Origin of the sequence: Pseudomonas sp. NPDC087803, from assembly GCF_044742995.1 — a bacterium.
GTDB lineage: Bacteria > Pseudomonadota > Gammaproteobacteria > Pseudomonadales > Pseudomonadaceae > Aquipseudomonas.
The window spans coordinates 1-16,773 of record NZ_JBIUVO010000085.1; the positions used below are offsets into that span (position 1 = coordinate 1).

Genomic DNA, 16,773 nt, shown 5'->3' on the forward strand with positions numbered 1-16,773 from the left:
CAGGATCTTTTTCCTGGCAGTCAGCGAGCTTGCCCGGCAGGCCGGCGATGTCCAGCGCGCCTTTGCGGCGGGTCATCTCACGGGCTTTACGCGCCGCTTCACGGGCACGGGCCGCGTCGATCATCTTGCCGACGACCAGCTTGGCTTCGTTGGGGTTTTCCAGGAGGAAGTCGGAGAAGTATTTGCCCATCTCCTGCTCGACCGCGGTCTTCACTTCGGAAGACACCAGCTTGTCTTTGGTCTGCGAGCTGAACTTTGGATCCGGCACTTTCACCGAGATGATCGCGGTCAGGCCTTCACGGGCATCGTCACCGGTGGTGGCGACTTTGTGCTTCTTCGCCAGACCTTCCTGCTCGATGTAGTTGTTCAGGTTACGCGTCAGTGCGGAACGGAAACCCACCAGGTGAGTACCGCCGTCGCGCTGTGGAATGTTGTTGGTGAAGCACAACAGGTTCTCGTTGAAGCTGTCGTTCCATTGCAGGGCGATTTCCACGCCGAGGCCGTACTCACGCTGGATGTTGAAGTGGAACACCTGGTTGACCGCAGTCTTGTTGGTGTTCAGGTATTCAACGAACGCACGCAGGCCGCCTTCGTACTTGAACAGCTCTTCCTTGCCGCTGCGCTCGTCCTTGAGGACGATGCCGACACCGGAGTTGAGGAAGGACAGTTCACGAATGCGCTTGGCCAGGATGTCCCAGCTGAAGTGAATGTTCTTGAAGGTTTCGCTGGAAGCCTTGAAGTGGATCTGGGTACCGGTGGTTTCACTGTCGCCAACGATTGCCATAGGAGCCTGAGGCACGCCGTGGACGTAGGTCTGTTCCCAGATCTTGCCGCTGCGGCGTACGGTCAGTACCAGCTCTTCGGACAGGGCGTTCACTACCGACACACCTACACCGTGCAGACCGCCGGATACCTTGTAGGAGTTGTCGTCGAACTTACCGCCAGCGTGGAGGACGGTCATGATGACCTCGGCGGCGGAAACGCCTTCCTCTTTGTGCACGTCTACCGGGATGCCACGGCCGTTGTCTATGACGGTGATGGACTCATCCGGGTGGATGATGATGCTGATGTCGTCGCAGTGGCCGGCGCGGGCTTAGTAGATCGAGTTGTCGACCACCTCGAACACCATGTGGTGCAGACCGCTGCCATCGTCGGTGTCACCAATGTACATACCGGGACGTTTGCGTACGGCATCCAGGCCTTTCAGCACTTTAATGCTCGTTGAGTCGTACGTATTTTCTTCGCTCAATGCCTTCACTCCCGATGGTCGTGGGTCTGGGTGATACGGCCCTGTTCCACCTGGAACAGAGCGACAGGCGTTTCCGTCTGCCAGCCTTCCCTCAATAATTCGTGATCTACACAGGTGATGAACACCTGGCAGCGTAAGTCTTCCAGCAAGCGGCACAGCGCGCGACGGTGGCTCTCGTCCAGCTCGGACGGCAAGTCATCCACCAGATAAATACACTGGCCGCGTCGGGCCTGGCTCACCAGATGCCCCTGGGCAATTCGCAAGGCACAGACCACCAGTTTCTGCTGACCCCGGGACAAGATGTCCGCGGCATTGTGTGCGCCCAATCTAAGACGCAAGTCAGCCCGTTGCGGTCCGGCCTGGGTATGACCCATTTGCTGGTCCCGTTGCACGGAGCCAGCCAATACGGCACTCAATTCCCGGTCCTTGTCCCAGCCTCGGTAATAGCTGAGCGTCAAACCTTCGAGCTCAACCAGTTCGCTCAAGGTTTGTTCAAAGACTGGTTTCAAGGCTTTGATGTAAGCGCGGCGGTATTCATCGATTTCAGCGCTGGCCTGGCACAGTTCCCTGTCCCAAACCGCTTGCGAAACGGCGTCAAGTGTACCATGCCGCAGCCAGGAGTTTCTCTGGCGCAAGGCCTTCTGCAAACGCTGCCAGGTCGCCATGAAACGCGGTTCGACGTGGAACACACCCCAATCGAGAAACTGCCGGCGAATCTTCGGCGCGCCTTCGAGCAGGCGGAAGCTGTCAGGGTTGATCAGCTGCAGCGGCAGGATCTCGGCCAGTTGCGCAGCACTGCGGGCGTTCTGCCCGTCAATGCGGATCTGAAACTCGCCCTGACGGTCGCGGGATATCCCCAGCGCACTGTGGCCACCCTCGGCCAATTCGACCTGACCGAACACGGTGCACGCAAGTTGCTCGTACTGGATCACCGGCAACAGCCGCGTGCTACGAAACGAACGGGCAAGCCCCAGCAGATGAATGGCTTCCAGAACACTGGTTTTGCCGCTGCCGTTGGCGCCGTAAAGGATGTTGATGCGGGGGGAGGGAGAGAAGGTCACCGGGTGCAGATTGCGCACCGCGGTGACCGAAACACGACTTAAGGACATCCAGGATCAGCTGATTACAGACGCATCGGCATGACAACATAAGCCGAGTCGTCATTGTCGGACTCTTGCACCAGCGCACTGCTGTTGGAGTCGGACAGGATCAGGCGAACCTGTTCGGTGGTCATCACGCCCAGCACGTCGAGCAGGTAGCTCACGTTGAAGCCGATTTCCAGCGAACCGCCGTTGTATTCAACGCCCACTTCTTCTTCCGCTTCTTCCTGCTCCGGGTTGTTGGCCTGAATCTTCAACTGACCGTTAGCCAGTTGCAGACGGATGCCGCGGTACTTCTCGTTGGACAGAATCGCGGTACGGCTGAACGCTTCACGCAGAGCCTGACGATCGCCCAGAACCAGCTTGTCGCCGCCCTTCGGCAGAACGCGCTCGTAATCCGGGAACTTGCCGTCGACCAGCTTAGAGGTGAAGGTGAATTCGCCGGTGGTGGCGCGGATATGGTGCTGGCCCAGAACGATGCTGACGTTGCCATCCGGCTCGGTGAGCAGACGCGCCAGCTCGAGGATACCTTTGCGCGGCACGATCACTTGGTGGCGATCCGGCTGACCGATATCGGCCTGCATCGAGCACATGGCCAGACGGTGACCGTCGGTGGCCACGGCGCGGATCACACCGGCCGAGACTTCCAGCAGCATGCCGTTGAGGTAATAGCGCACGTCCTGCTGGGCCATTGCGAAGCTGGTGCGTTCGATCAGACGACGCAGTTTGCTCTGCTCCAGGCTGCAGGTCAGCGAGCCCGGGCCTTCTTCAACCGTCGGGAAATCGTTGGCCGGCAGGGTCGACAGGGTGAAACGGCTACGGCCGGCCTTCACGACCAGCTTCTGCTCGTCGACCTTGATGTCGATCAGTGCGTCGTTGGGCAGGCTCTTGCAGATGTCCATCAGCTTGCGCGCAGGCACGGTGATGGAACCGGTTTCGGCCGGCTCTTCGAGTTGCACGCGACCCACCAGCTCGACTTCCAGGTCGGTACCGGTCAGCGACAGTTGCTGGCCATCGACGACCAGCAGCACGTTGGACAGTACCGGCAAGGTCTGTCGGCGCTCGACTACGCCTGCGACCAGTTGCAGGGGTTTCAACAGGGCTTCGCGTTGAATGGTGAAATGCCTGGTCTAGTCCCTTGCCGTAATAAGCTGCGCTGGTGTTCATCAAGTGGTCAGTGTACGCAGCAGGTTCTTGTAGTCCTCGCGGATGTCCGCGTCGGATTCCTTAAGTTCGTTGATCTTGCGGCAGGCGTGCAACACCGTGGTGTGGTCGCGACCACCAAACACATCGCCGATTTCCGGCAGGCTGTGGTTGGTCAGTTCCTTGGACAATGCCATGGCCACCTGACGCGGACGTGCCACCGAGCGCGAACGGCGCTTGGACAGCAGATCGGAGATCTTGATCTTGTAGTACTCGGCGACGGTGCGCTGAATGTTATCCACAGAGACCAGTTTGTCTTGCAGTGCCAACAAGTCTTTCAGGGATTCGCGAATCAACTCGATGGTGATGTCGCGACCCATGAAGTGCGAGTGGGCGATCACGCGTTTCAGCGCGCCTTCCAGCTCACGGACGTTGGAACGAATGCGCTGGGCAATGAAGAACGCGGCGTCGTGCGGCAACTCGACTTTGGCCTGGTCGGCTTTCTTCATCAAGATCGCCACGCGGGTTTCCAGCTCCGGCGGCTCGACGGCAACCGTCAGGCCCCAGCCGAAGCGGGATTTGAGCCGTTCTTCCAGGCCTTCGATTTCTTTCGGGTAGCGGTCACTGGTGAGAATGACCTGCTGGCCACCTTCAAGCAGGGCGTTGAAGGTGTGGAAAAACTCTTCCTGGGAACGCTCTTTACGGGCGAAGAACTGAATATCGTCGATCAGCAGCGCGTCCACCGAGCGGTAGAAACGCTTGAACTCGTTGATCGCGTTCAGTTGCAGCGCCTTGACCATGTCGGCCACGAAACGCTCGGAATGCAGGTAAACGACCTTGGCATTCGGGTTCTTCTTTAATAGGTGGTTACCCACTGCGTGCATCAAGTGGGTTTTACCCAGGCCGACGCCGCCATAAAGGAACAGCGGGTTGTAACCGTGCTTGGGATTGTCCGCCACCTGCCAGGCCGCCGCGCGGGCGAGCTGGTTGGACTTGCCTTCGACGAAGTTCTCGAAGGTGAAGGTGCGGTTCAGGTAACTGGTGTGCTTGAGCGCGCCTTCAACCTGCACCGTGCGCTGTTCGGCACGAACCGGGGCCTGTTGCGAGGCCGCACCGGCCATCGGATCAAAGCTGTCGCGGGACGGCTCCTCACTGACTTCTTCGGTTTTCTGCGTCGAGCGCTTGGCCGGCGCACTCGGGGCTGGCGCTGGCGGGCTGGCCGGAGCGGCATTGGCCTGCGCCTGGGACGCTTGCGCAGCGGCCAACGGTGCATTCGGTGCGGCACGTGGTGCCGAGCTGCGTTTGCTGCCTATTAATAAGGAAAGCGCTGGCGCCATGCCGTTGCCGTGCTCATCCAGCAGTTCAAGGACGCGACCGAGGTACTTTTCATTGACCCAGTCCAGCACAAAACGGTTCGGTGCGTAGACGCGCAACTCGTCGCCTTCGGCTTCGACCTGTAGTGGACGGATCCAGGTGTTGAATTGTTGGGCAGGCAGCTCCTCGCGCAAAAGCTCCACGCACTGCTGCCAAAGTTCCACTGACACGGATATCCCCTAAGTTGAAAGCCGGTGAGGCAAAAACAAGCGGCCATTGTAGCGGCGAGCCGTCCACTTATCCACATGCAGGTTGTGGGGTGAGCATGATTAATCAATACGTTAACCGGTAAAAAGGCGACCAACGGTGTGTGCATAAGCTCTGTGGATAACCGCCTGTGAGGGCATTGGACAACTGGGGGTAGAACTCAGTGGATAACCTGCCTGTGGATAACAGGCCATTCCACACACAGGTTATCCGATAGCGCAGCACAGGCTGACCACGGTTTTCCACTGTAGTTGTCATTCTCTGTACATCGCGTTTTGTATGGGCTGAGCATGGTTATCCACAGAAGAAGGCCGGACTAGCTTTTACAAGCTTTACAGAAAAGCTTTAAATAATTCCCTTCTTTATTTTTATGTCTGGCGGACAGGGTTTTGGTTCTGGAAGCCCCTGAGATCTATTTATAAGGAAACGCTGGTTGGAAATTGACCTGAAGGCTTGCTTTCTCTAGAATCCCCGGTCTCTTAAAACGGGGGCCATTCCGGCCCGTTGTGGACGAACCAGGTAACACGACATGAAACGTACTTTCCAACCAAGCACTATCAAACGCGCTCGTACCCACGGTTTCCGTGCTCGCATGGCTACCAAGAACGGTCGCGCTGTCCTGTCGCGTCGTCGCGCCAAAGGTCGTGCGCGTCTGGCAGTTTGATAATCCGGTACTGGAGGTGAGTCAGGACTTCAGTCGGGAAAAGCGTCTGCTTACCCCCCGGCATTTCAAGGCAGTCTTTGACTCCCCTACCGGCAAGGTTCCGGGGAAAAATCTCCTGCTCCTTTCGCGCAACAACGATCTCGATCACACCCGTCTCGGGCTGGTTATCGGGAAAAAGAGCGTAAAGCTCTCCGTTGAGCGCAATCGCCTCAAACGTCTGATGCGCGAATCGTTCCGTCTGCACCAGGATTCACTGGTCGGCTGGGACATCGTTATCGTCGCGCGCAAAGGTTTGGGCGATGTAGAAAACCCCGAATTGATTCAGCATTTCGGCAAACTCTGGAAGCGCCTGGCCCGTAACAAGCCAGTTCCAGCAGTCAAAACCGAAACTGTAGGGGTAGACAGTCCAGATGCGTAAACTGGCCCTCGTTCCGATCCAGTTTTATCGCTACGCCATTAGTCCTTTGATGGCCAGTCACTGTCGTTTCTACCCCAGTTGTTCTTGCTACGCGTATGAAGCCATAGAAAATCATGGCCTTCTGCGCGGTGGCTGGCTGACCTTTCGTCGTTTTGGTCGCTGTCATCCGTGGAATCCCGGTGGTTATGACCCGGTTCCACCTATCCCTACCTCCCGTTCTTCTTCGATGGCCGAGTAATCATGGATATCAAACGCACGATCCTGATCGTCGCCCTGGCAATCGTGTCCTACGTTATGGTTCTTAAATGGAACCAGGACTATGGCCAGGCTGCCCTGCCGACTCAGAATGTTGCTTCCAGTACGACTGCATCCGGTTTGCCGGACACCGTTCCTGGCAATAACGCTTCCGCCAGTGACGATATTCCGCGTGCCGCGAGCGATACCAGCGCACCTGTGGAAACTCCGGTCGCTGTCAGCAAGGATCTGATCCAGGTCAAAACCGACGTGCTCGATCTGGCAATCGATCCACAGGGCGGTGACGTTGCTCAACTGACTTTGCCACTGTATCCACGTCGTCAGGACCGTCCTGATGTGCCGTTTCAGCTGTTCGACAACGGCGGCGAGCGTACTTATCTGGCACAAAGCGGCCTGATCGGCACCAACGGTCCGGACGCAAGCCCGGCCGGTCGTCCGGTTTACGCCTCGGAGAAGAAAAGTTATCAACTGGCTGACGGTCAGGACCAACTGGTCGTCGACCTGAAGTTCAGCAAGGACGGCGTCAACTACATCAAGCGTTTCACCCTGAAACGCGGCCTGTATGACGTGACCGTGACCTACCTTGTGGATAACCAGAGCGCGCAGCCTTGGTCGGGTTCGATGTTCGCCCAACTGAAGCGCGACGCCAGTGCCGACCCTTCGTCGACCACTGCCACCGGTACCGCGACTTACCTGGGCGCCGCCCTGTGGACAAGTTCCGAGCCGTACAAGAAAGTGTCCATGAAAGACATGGACAAAGGTCAGCTCAAGGAAACCGTCACCGGTGGCTGGGTAGCCTGGCTGCAACACTACTTCGTGACTGCATGGGTTGCGCCGAAGGGCGAAAACAACATCGTTCAGACGCGTAAAGACAGCAAAGGCAACTACATCATCGGTTACACCGGTCCTTCGCTGACCGCTGCACCGGGCGCCAAAGTTGAAACCAGCGCCATTCTGTACGCCGGTCCGAAAAGCCAGGCCGTGCTGAAACAGTTGTCCCCAGGTCTGGAACTGACTGTCGACTACGGCATTCTGTGGTTCATCGCCCAGCCGATCTTCTGGTTGCTGCAACACATCCACGCGATTGTGGGTAACTGGGGCTGGTCGATCATCTTCCTGACCATGCTGATCAAAGGGATCTTCTTCCCGCTGTCGGCTGCCAGCTACAAATCCATGGCGCGCATGCGTGCCGTTGCGCCGAAACTGGCTGCACTGAAAGAACAACATGGCGATGACCGGCAGAAAATGTCGCAAGCCATGATGGAGCTGTACAAGAAAGAGAAGATCAATCCGCTGGGCGGCTGCTTGCCGATCCTCGTGCAGATGCCGGTTTTCCTCTCGCTGTACTGGGTTCTGCTGGAAAGCGTGGAAATGCGCCAGGCGCCGTTCATGCTGTGGATCACCGACCTGTCGATCAAGGATCCGTTCTTCATCCTGCCGATCATCATGGGCGCGACCATGTTCATCCAACAGCGTCTGAACCCGACTCCGCCGGATCCGATGCAGGCGAAGGTGATGAAAATGATGCCGATCATCTTCACCTTCTTCTTCCTCTGGTTCCCTGCTGGTCTGGTGCTGTACTGGGTTGTGAACAACTGCCTGTCGATTGCCCAACAGTGGTACATCACGCGTAAGATCGAAGCGGCGACGAAAAAAGCCGAGGCGTAACTTACTCTGTGGATAACACCACTCAAAACGCCCCCTAGTGGGGCGTTTTGCTATCTGCCACTTTTGTCTGGATTCCGGTTTATGAGCGCACCTCGTGAAACCATCGCCGCCGTCGCTACCGCTCAAGGTCGTGGCGGTGTCGGCATCGTCCGTATTTCCGGGCCACTTGCCAGTGTTGCGGCCAAAGCCATCAGCGGCCGCGAACTGAAACCGCGTTACGCGCATTACGGTGCGTTTTTCAGTGATGACCAGCAGGTGCTGGACGAAGGGCTGGCCCTGTATTTCCCGGGACCCAACTCGTTCACCGGCGAAGATGTGCTGGAGTTGCAGGGTCACGGTGGCCCGATCGTCCTCGACATGTTGCTCAAGCGTTGCCTGGAACTGGGTTGCCGTCTGGCCCGCCCGGGTGAATTCAGCGAGCGCGCGTTCCTCAACGACAAACTCGACCTGGCTCAGGCCGAGGCGATCGCCGATCTGATCGAAGCCAGTTCCGCACAGGCTGCACGCAACGCACTGCGTTCCCTGCAGGGGGCGTTTTCTCAGCGTGTGCATAACCTCACCGAACAACTGATCGGCCTGCGCATCTATGTCGAAGCTGCCATCGACTTCCCGGAAGAGGAAATCGATTTCCTCGCCGATGGCCACGTGCTGAGCATGCTCGACAAGGTGCGCGCAGAATTATCCACAGTACTGCGCGAAGCCGGGCAGGGCGCGTTGTTGCGCGATGGCATGACGGTGGTGATCGCCGGTCGTCCGAATGCCGGCAAGTCCAGCTTATTGAACGCTCTGGCCGGCCGCGAAGCCGCGATCGTCACCGAGATTGCCGGCACCACCCGGGATATCCTGCGCGAACATATCCACATCGACGGCATGCCATTGCACGTGGTGGATACCGCAGGTCTGCGCGATACCGACGATCAGGTGGAAAAAATCGGCGTCGAGCGTGCGTTGAAGGCGATCACTGAAGCGGATCGGGTGCTGTTGGTGGTCGATGCAACAGCGCCGGAAGCCGCAGATCCGTTCGCGTTGTGGCCGGAATTCCTCGAAACCCGTCCGGACCCGGCGAAAGTCACCTTGATCCGCAACAAGGCTGACCTGACGGGTGAGGCAATTGCCCTGGAAGTCAGCGACGATGGCCACGTGACCATCAGCCTCAGCGCCAAATCCGCCGGCGAAGGTCTGGAGTTGCTGCGCGAACACCTCAAAGCCTGCATGGGTTATGAGCAAACTTCGGAAAGCAGCTTCAGCGCGCGCCGCCGGCATCTGGAAGCCTTGCGCCATGCGAGTGCGGCGCTGGAACACGGGCGTGCGCAACTGACCCTGGCCGGCGCCGGCGAATTGCTCGCCGAGGATTTGCGTCAGGCTCAGCATTCCCTTGGGGAAATCACCGGGGCCTTCAGCTCTGATGATCTGCTCGGGAGAATCTTTTCCAGCTTCTGCATCGGCAAATGAACAAAGGGGCTGTGGACAATTTATCCACAGCCCCTTTTCCGTTTTACCAGTTGTAGGAAACCGTGCCGAGCAGGGTGCGGTCCTCGCCCCAGTAGCAGCGGCCGGCGTCGTTGCATCCCGACACATATTCCTTGTCGAACAGGTTCTTCGCGTTCAAATCCACGCTCCAGTGCGTGTCGATCTGGTAACCGATGGCCGCATCCACCAAGGTGACATCGCCGGCATCCAGCTTTCCGTACAAGGACGGCGCGGTGTAGGCTAAGGCACTGTCGAAGTAACGCACACCGCCGCCGACGTACAGACCTTTCAAATCGCCATCAAGGAATCGGTATTTGGCCCAGACCGACGCCTGATTACGCGGTACGCCGGTCATTTGGTGGCCTTTGACCAATGAAGTCGCCGCATCCTTGGTGATTCGCGCATCGGTGTAGGTGTAAGCCGCTGTGACGTTGAGGTTCTGCGTCAGGTTGCTGTTGAGTTCCAGTTCCACGCCTTTCGAGCGACTTTCGCCCACTTGGCGATAGGTCGACGTGGTTGAGTCGAAGTAGGTGTCGTCCTTTTTGCGCAGGTCATACACCGAAGCGGTGAACGCGGTATCCCAGCCGATCGGTTCGTATTTCAGGCCGACTTCATATTGGCTGCTGGTGATCGGATCCAGCGGCGCGCCAGCATTGGATATCTGCTGCACCGGCACGAACGACGTGGAGTAGCTGACATACGGCGTCATGCCGTTGTCGAACTGATACATCACACCGCCCTGGTAAGTGAACTTCTTGTCCTCGGAACTGATGTTGCTGCCCTTGGCCACCTTGTCGCGGAAGTCACTGTCGACCCAGTCCTGACGACCGCCGAGCAGAAACAGCCAGTGGTCATACTTGCTCTGGATCTGTGCATAAACCCCTTTCATCTGTTGTTCGAGCAAGGTGTTCTGCACTGCAATCGGTGTAGTCGGATCGCGCAAGTACACCGGGTTATAGATATCGATCGGCCCGACGATGCCGGCGTTCCAGTCCTGATTGAACGAGGTGCGGTCGTAGCTGGCGCCGAACAGCACGGTGTTTTCCAGCTCACCGACCTGGAATTTGCCTTCCAGTTGGTTATCCAGCGAGTACACCATCGACTTGTTGAAGCGATCGTACGCGGTCATGTTCAGACGCGTGCCGAACCCGGCGTTGTTGAGGTTGCCGGGCCAGGTCTCGTGGCGGGTGATGCGCGACTGCATGTAGCGCGAGTTCTGCCGGAACTGCCAGTCATCGTTGAAGGAATGGCTGAACTCATAACCGCTGCTCCAGGTTTCCCGTTCGAAGGTGTTCCAGTCCGGATCGCCGAGCATGGTGCCTTTGGATAGCTTGCCGTTGGGATTGCTCAGCAAGGTGCCGGCGGCCGGCAGACCCAGTTCCATGTTGGTGTGATCTTTCTGGTAGTTGGCCAACAGGGTCAGGGTGTTGAAGTCGTCGAAATTCAGGGTCAGCGACGGGGCGATGTAAATGCGGTCATCCGGTACGTGATCAGTCTGGGTGTCCGACTTGCGCCCTAGCATCACCACTCGCCCCAGCACATTGCCGCTGTCGTTGAGTGGCCCGGACACATCGACGCCGATCTGCCGGCGATTATTCGAGCCATAACCCAGTTGCACTTCGCCACGAGGAACGGCGGTTGGCCGTTTGCTCACCAGATTCACCAGTCCGCCCGGGGCGTTTTCCCCATAGAGCAAGGACGATGGGCCACGGAAAATTTCCACGCGTTCCAAACCGTAAGGTTCGGTGCTGGTGTCATAACGGTTGCCCTGTACACGCAATCCATCGCGCAACAGGCCATAGCCGTAATCGGTGGCGTTGAATCCGCGAATGTAAAACAGGTCGCCGGCCAGGCTGTCGCCCGCTGCAAACGGTGGGGCGAAGATGCCGGGAACGTAGCCGAGTACCTCGGTGAGTGTCTGAGATTTCTGATCTTTCATGCGCTGGGCGGTGACGACTGACACCGAACGCGGTGTTTCCGACAACGGTGTGCTGGTTTTCGTACCGATCCGGCTGTTCTGTGCCTTGTAACCGACGTCGGCGGCGTAATCCAGATCCATCGGGTTGGCGAGCTGGCCATTGATGTTGGTCGGTGCCAGTTCCAGCGAGTCAGCGGTCGGCAGCGCCTGCAGAATGTAACTGCCCGGCGCCTGAGGCACAGCTTGCAGACCGGAGCCCTGAAGCAGTTGGGCGAAGCCCTGTTCCACGGAGAAACTGCCGCTCAATCCCGAACTGTGCATGCGGCTGGTCTGTTGCGGCGAGAACGACAGGATCACGTTCGCGGCGGCGGCATACTGGCTCAGGGCATTGTCCAGCGGGCCTGCAGCAATGGCGTAACGCTGGGTCGCCGTCGCGGCGAACGCGTTACCCGTCATCACCAGGCAGGACGCGGCACTGGTCATCAATAGGCTGTAGGCAATGCAGTGGTGGGAAAAGCGCTGACGGAACGTGGGAAGACGCATGTGTGGATAAGCCCTGAAGTTGGCAAAAAGCCGCGTTTATCGCGATTACCTGAAGGGCCGGGTCAGGGCGAAAAAAGATAACCCTGATTTCGATTTATTTTTCCTCAGGTGTCGATTGGCTCAAGCGTTGTGGCTGATCGAAACCCAGTAGCGGGTGAAATAGCGCACGTTGATTGGCAGCGAAGCCTGCAAATTGGCCAATGCCGCGTCGGTGGAATCGAGACGGAAGGTCCCCGATACCCGCAAATCCTGAGCTCGGGCGTCACACTGCAGCACGCCGCTGCGATAGCGGCCCAACTCGTCGAGCACATCGCCGAGCCGCGCATCGAGGACAATCAATTGGCCGTTGCTCCACGCCACTTCCGAGGGTCTGAAGGGATGAATCAGGCCGACATGCCGACGGTCGAAGTCGGCGCCCTGGCCTGCTGTGAGAATTCTGGCGGCGGCGAGATCTTCGCCGGGCTGAATGCTGATCCGATCTTCCAGCACACCGACCCGAGTCGATCCCGACAACTGATGCACAGAAAAACGGGTGCCCAAGGCCTGAATCCGGCCATCGCGGGTTTCGACGAAAAACGGCCGTTGATCACCAAGCTTGCCGGTCTGAATGAGAATTTCGCCGGCGCGCAGACGAATCAATCGCTGCGTCGCGTCGAAAGACACGTCGATGGCTGTGTCCGTGTTGAGCTGGATCTGGCTGCCATCGGCCAGGGTCAAGTGGCGACGCTGACCGACCCGGGTTGTGTAGTCGGCCCAGACGTTACCCAAGGAACTGTGTTGCTGGAGATTCCAACCGACGAAACCCGTGCCGGTCGCCAGTAACAGTAACTTCAATACCTGACGACGTTGCTGGCCGCTGTTCAAGGCGCGGCGCTTGAGGTCCTGCGGCAGTGTGCCGAGGTGGCGCTGCAATTGTTCCATCTGGCTCCAGGCCGCCAGATGCGCCGGATCGCTATCTATCCACAGCTGCCAGGCCCGTTGTTCGGCGAGGGTGGGCGGTTCCGCCTGAAACTGCACGTACCAACTGGCGGCCGCTTCGAATACCTGACGACTGGGCGCGATAGCCATTACAGCTCCGCCATGGTCAGTGCACATTCGGTGAGCGCGCGGATCATGTGTTTCTTTACTGTGGTCAACGAAACCTTCAGCTGCAGGGCGATCTGTTGATAAGTCATCCCGTCGATCTGCGACAGCATGAAGATCTGCCGGGTTCTGGCGCCCAGACTGGTCAGGGCTTTATCCACAGCGATCAGGGTTTCAATGATCAGCGCCTTGTCTTCCTCGCTGATCGCTGTGGCTTCCGGCCGAGCGGACAGGGTCTGTAAATACGCGGCTTCGATCGCGCGCCTTCTGTAACGGTCTATCACCAGACCCCGGGCGACGGTGGTCAGATAATCCCGCGGTTCGCGAATGTGCGCAGCATTACGCGCGGCCAGGATCCGCACAAAAGTGTCATGCGCAACATCGGCCGCATCGCAGGCGTCATTCAATTTGCCCCTGAGCCAGCCATATAGCCACGAATGGTGTTGCTCGTAGATTTGCTCGATCGCAGCGTTGTGGATGGGTAAGGACATAGAGGGCAGGGGTGAGTTAATGATAATGGCTATTATTAGCCTCTGTTACGTTCTCTCACAATAGTCTTCGCGCAACCCGCCATCGGCAGATTTTCCGTTTCCTTGGCGCTTCCGAGCAATCGGCGGTGTTTTTTTTGCGCCTGAAAAAGCTCGATTCTTTGGTTTTCTGTGGATTAAGCCCTGTGAATAACTGCCACTGAGGCCAGTTGATAACAGGGCCGCAAAACTGGATATAACTGCCCCTGTGGATAACCACCCCATTCATCCACAGGCTTAAACCGGTTATCCAAGGGCCTCGTTGCCACCTGGCCACAAGGTTTTGAAACTCTGTACACATTGAATAATAAGGCCTGTAGCAATCTATCCACAGAAAGGTCGCTCAGTAAGAATAAACATAAAAACAAAGGTTTTATAAATTTCTCTCTTTTTTATTCTTTTAACCTTGAGTTCTCCACAGCTGGTTAAATTTTGTGCAAAGGGTTCTTTAGGAAGGGCGAAGTCCCTATACTTGTCGACCAGGTCCAGAAACCTGATCTCAAACTATTCCTGAATTACCTACTTAAGCAGGCACGAGGTGCGTGGTGGATTTCCCTTCCCGTTTTGAAGTGATCGTCATCGGCGGCGGTCATGCCGGTACCGAGGCAGCACTGGCCTCAGCACGTATGGGGGCAAAAACCCTGTTGCTGACGCATAACGTGGAAACCCTTGGTGCCATGAGCTGCAACCCGGCGATCGGTGGCATTGGCAAAAGCCATCTGGTCAAGGAAATCGACGCCCTCGGCGGCGCGATGGCCATGGCCACCGATCTGGGCGGCATCCAGTTTCGCGTGTTGAACAGCCGCAAAGGTCCGGCCGTACGGGCGACCCGTGCGCAAGCCGACCGTATTCTGTACAAGGCCGCTGTCCGCGAAATTCTCGAAAACCAACCGAACTTGTGGATATTTCAACAGGCCGCTGACGATCTGATCGTCGAGCAGGACCAGGTACGCGGTGTTGTCACCCAAATGGGTCTGCGGTTCTTCGCCGATTCCGTGGTGTTGACCACTGGTACGTTCCTCGGTGGACTTATCCACATCGGTTTGCAGAATTTTTCCGGTGGTCGCGCTGGTGATCCACCGTCGATCGCCCTGGCGCATCGTTTGCGTGAACTGCCATTGCGTGTCGGTCGCCTGAAAACCGGGACACCACCGCGTATTGATGGCAAGTCTGTGGATTTCTCGGTGATGACCGAGCAACCGGGAGATACGCCGATTCCAGTGATGTCGTTCATGGGCAACAAGGAACAGCATCCACGCCAGGTCAGTTGCTGGATTACCCATACCAACGCCCGCACCCACGAAATCATCGCGGCGAACCTCGACCGTTCGCCGATGTATTCCGCTGCCGGCGAAATCGAGGGCATCGGTCCGCGTTACTGCCCGTCGATCGAAGACAAGATCCATCGCTTTGCCGACAAGGAAAGCCATCAGGTGTTCATCGAGCCGGAAGGCCTGACCACCCATGAGCTGTACCCGAACGGGATATCCACAAGCTTGCCGTTCGACGTGCAATTGCAGATCGTGCAATCGATCCGCGGCATGGAGAACGCACACATCGTGCGTCCGGGCTATGCGATCGAGTACGACTACTTCGATCCGCGTGACTTGAAGTACAGCCTGGAAACCAAGGTTATCGGCGGTCTGTTCTTTGCTGGCCAGATCAACGGCACCACCGGTTACGAAGAAGCCGGTGCACAAGGTTTGCTCGCCGGGGCCAACGCCGCATTGCGTGCGAAGGGCAAAGAAGCCTGGTGCCCGCGTCGCGATGAGGCGTACATCGGCGTGCTGGTCGACGACCTGATCACCCTCGGTACCCAAGAGCCGTACCGCATGTTCACTTCCCGTGCCGAGTACCGCCTGATCCTGCGTGAAGACAACGCCGACCTGCGTCTGACCGAAAAAGGTCGCGAACTGGGTCTGGTCGATGACGCGCGTTGGGCGGCCTTCTGCAAGAAGCGCGAAAGTATCGAACTGGAAGAGCAACGCCTGAAAAGCACCTGGGTTCGCCCGGGTACGCAGCAGGGCGATGCGATTGCGGAAAAATTCGGCACACCGCTGACTCACGAATACAACTTGCTCAATCTCTTGAGCCGTCCGGAAATCGACTACGCTGGTCTGGTCGAAGTGACCGGGCAGGGCGCAGAAGACCCACAGGTCGCCGAACAGGTTGAAATCAAGACCAAATACGCCGGTTACATCGACCGTCAACAGGACGAAATCGCCCGCTTGCGCGCCAGTGAAGACACCAAACTGCCTGTGGATATCGATTACACCAACATTTCCGGTCTCTCCAAGGAGATCCAGAGCAAGCTCGGTGCCACGCGTCCGGAGACGCTCGGCCAGGCTTCGCGGATCCCCGGCGTGACCCCGGCAGCGATTTCGCTGTTGATGATTCATTTGAAAAAACGCGGCGCGGGCCGTCAGTTGGAGCAAAGCGCTTGAGTTCTAAGGTCACTTCGCAACACGCCGAAGAGTTATCCACAGGAGCCCGCGCGCTCGGTGTCAATCTCACTGAAACCCAGCACGAATTGCTGCTGGGTTACCTGGCCCTGTTGATCAAATGGAACCAGGCCTACAACCTCACGGCTGTACGCGATCCGGACGAAATGGTTTCGCGTCATTTGCTCGATAGCCTGAGCGTGATGTCGTTCATCGAAAACGGTCGCTGGCTCGACGTCGGCAGCGGCGGCGGCATGCCGGGGATCCCGTTGGCGATCCTGTATCCGGGCTCGCAAGTGACCTGTCTGGACAGCAACGGCAAGAAAACCCGCTTTCTGACTCAGGTCAAACTCGAACTCAAACTGGATAACCTGCAAGTTATCCACAGTCGCGTCGAAGCGTTCCAGCCTGCCCAGCCATTCAACGGGATCATTTCCCGGGCATTCAGCAGCATGGAGAACTTCACCAACTGGACTCGCCACCTCGGCGATGCCGACACGCGCTGGCTGGCAATGAAGGGCGTTCATCCGGCCGAGGAGCTGGTAGCATTGCCGGCTGTCTTCTAACTCGATAGCGAACACGCCCTGGCCGTACCCGGTTGCCAAGGCCAACGCCATCTGCTGATACTGCGCCGCACGGCAAGATTGGGAACACAAGCAAGAAAGGCTAAGGTCTTCGCGATAGCGAACCAGAAGGGTGGTGTGGGCAAGACA

Annotated in this window: 12 protein-coding genes and 2 pseudogenes; 7 read left to right on the forward strand and 7 right to left on the reverse strand. The window is 57.8% G+C overall.

Annotation, left to right across the window (positions count from 1 at the left end; all coding sequences use genetic code 11):
* From ACIOUG_RS24885 to dnaA, 4 genes and pseudogenes are all read right to left on the reverse strand, one after another.
* Positions 1-1,249: pseudogene (locus ACIOUG_RS24885) on the reverse strand (ATP-binding protein); the annotation flags it as partial.
* A gap of 5 nt (positions 1,250-1,254) precedes the next feature.
* Entirely contained in the window at positions 1,255-2,358 is a 1,104-nt protein-coding gene (gene recF / locus ACIOUG_RS24890) for a DNA replication/repair protein RecF (RefSeq protein ID WP_401069515.1), read from the reverse strand.
* A gap of 14 nt (positions 2,359-2,372) precedes the next feature.
* A complete protein-coding gene (gene dnaN / locus ACIOUG_RS24895; protein ID WP_401069538.1) occupies positions 2,373-3,464 on the reverse strand; it encodes a DNA polymerase III subunit beta in 1,092 nt (363 codons plus the stop codon).
* A 51-nt stretch (positions 3,465-3,515) separates the two neighbouring features.
* Positions 3,516-5,036 carry a chromosomal replication initiator protein DnaA gene (gene dnaA / locus ACIOUG_RS24900; RefSeq protein WP_401069518.1) on the reverse strand — a complete coding sequence of 507 codons (1,521 nt, stop codon included), beginning with the start codon at positions 5,034-5,036 and terminating at the stop codon, positions 3,516-3,518.
* A 566-nt stretch (positions 5,037-5,602) separates the two neighbouring features.
* On the opposite strand from dnaA, the gene rpmH reads away from it, so the two are divergent.
* The 5 genes from rpmH (at position 5,603) to mnmE (ending at position 9,530) form a co-directional block, all read left to right on the forward strand.
* On the forward strand, positions 5,603-5,737 hold the full coding sequence (gene rpmH, locus ACIOUG_RS24905; RefSeq protein WP_003213577.1) for a 50S ribosomal protein L34: 135 nt from the start codon (positions 5,603-5,605) through the stop codon (positions 5,735-5,737).
* Between the two features lie 16 nt (positions 5,738-5,753).
* Positions 5,754-6,155, forward strand: coding sequence for a ribonuclease P protein component (rnpA, locus tag ACIOUG_RS24910; protein WP_401069541.1), 402 nt, complete (start codon positions 5,754-5,756; stop codon positions 6,153-6,155).
* Positions 6,148-6,393, forward strand: coding sequence for a membrane protein insertion efficiency factor YidD (gene yidD, locus ACIOUG_RS24915; RefSeq protein ID WP_401069521.1), 246 nt, complete (start codon positions 6,148-6,150; stop codon positions 6,391-6,393). Before rnpA ends, yidD begins: the two co-directional genes overlap by 8 nt.
* 2 nt (positions 6,394-6,395) lie before the next feature.
* Positions 6,396-8,078, forward strand: a complete 1,683-nt coding sequence (gene yidC / locus ACIOUG_RS24920) for a membrane protein insertase YidC (RefSeq protein ID WP_401069523.1) — start codon at positions 6,396-6,398, stop codon at positions 8,076-8,078.
* Positions 8,079-8,159: 81 nt separating this feature from the next.
* A complete protein-coding gene (mnmE, locus tag ACIOUG_RS24925) occupies positions 8,160-9,530 on the forward strand; it encodes a tRNA uridine-5-carboxymethylaminomethyl(34) synthesis GTPase MnmE (RefSeq protein ID WP_401069526.1) in 1,371 nt (456 codons plus the stop codon).
* A 43-nt stretch (positions 9,531-9,573) separates the two neighbouring features.
* Here the strand turns inward: mnmE and ACIOUG_RS24930 are convergent, their stop codons facing one another.
* The 3 genes from ACIOUG_RS24930 to ACIOUG_RS24940 form a co-directional block, all read right to left on the reverse strand.
* Entirely contained in the window at positions 9,574-12,009 is a 2,436-nt protein-coding gene (locus tag ACIOUG_RS24930) for a TonB-dependent siderophore receptor (RefSeq protein ID WP_401069529.1), read from the reverse strand.
* A gap of 120 nt (positions 12,010-12,129) precedes the next feature.
* Positions 12,130-13,077 (reverse strand): FecR domain-containing protein, encoded by a 948-nt coding sequence (locus tag ACIOUG_RS24935; RefSeq protein ID WP_401069532.1) that lies wholly within the window; start codon positions 13,075-13,077, stop codon positions 12,130-12,132.
* Positions 13,077-13,583: a sigma-70 family RNA polymerase sigma factor gene (locus ACIOUG_RS24940; RefSeq protein WP_401069535.1), complete on the reverse strand. Its 507-nt coding sequence runs from the start codon at positions 13,581-13,583 to the stop codon at positions 13,077-13,079. The genes ACIOUG_RS24935 and ACIOUG_RS24940 overlap by 1 nt, the downstream gene beginning before the upstream one ends.
* Positions 13,584-14,164: 581 nt before the next feature.
* Here ACIOUG_RS24940 and mnmG point away from each other — a divergent pair.
* Together mnmG and rsmG are read left to right on the forward strand one after the other, a co-directional pair.
* Positions 14,165-16,063, forward strand: coding sequence for a tRNA uridine-5-carboxymethylaminomethyl(34) synthesis enzyme MnmG (mnmG, locus tag ACIOUG_RS24945; protein ID WP_007960775.1), 1,899 nt, complete (start codon positions 14,165-14,167; stop codon positions 16,061-16,063).
* A pseudogene (gene rsmG, locus ACIOUG_RS24950) lies at positions 16,060-16,701 on the forward strand (16S rRNA (guanine(527)-N(7))-methyltransferase RsmG); the annotation flags it as partial. The gene mnmG and the pseudogene rsmG, both read left to right, overlap by 4 nt.
* Between the last annotated feature and the right edge of the window lie 72 nt (positions 16,702-16,773).

Excerpts from the sequence above, each read along its gene's own strand:
- recF (WP_401069515.1), bottom strand. The coding sequence starts at position 2,358 with ATGTCCTTAAGTCGTGTTTCGGTCACCGCGGTGCGCAATCTGCACCCG.
- rpmH (WP_003213577.1), top strand. The coding sequence starts at position 5,603 with ATGAAACGTACTTTCCAACCAAGCACTATCAAACGCGCTCGTACCCAC.
- yidD (WP_401069521.1), top strand. The coding sequence starts at position 6,148 with ATGCGTAAACTGGCCCTCGTTCCGATCCAGTTTTATCGCTACGCCATT.
- yidC (WP_401069523.1), top strand. The coding sequence starts at position 6,396 with ATGGATATCAAACGCACGATCCTGATCGTCGCCCTGGCAATCGTGTCC.
- mnmE (WP_401069526.1), top strand. The coding sequence starts at position 8,160 with ATGAGCGCACCTCGTGAAACCATCGCCGCCGTCGCTACCGCTCAAGGT.
- ACIOUG_RS24930 (WP_401069529.1), bottom strand. The coding sequence starts at position 12,009 with ATGCGTCTTCCCACGTTCCGTCAGCGCTTTTCCCACCACTGCATTGCC.
- ACIOUG_RS24935 (WP_401069532.1), bottom strand. The coding sequence starts at position 13,077 with ATGGCTATCGCGCCCAGTCGTCAGGTATTCGAAGCGGCCGCCAGTTGG.
- ACIOUG_RS24940 (WP_401069535.1), bottom strand. The coding sequence starts at position 13,583 with ATGTCCTTACCCATCCACAACGCTGCGATCGAGCAAATCTACGAGCAA.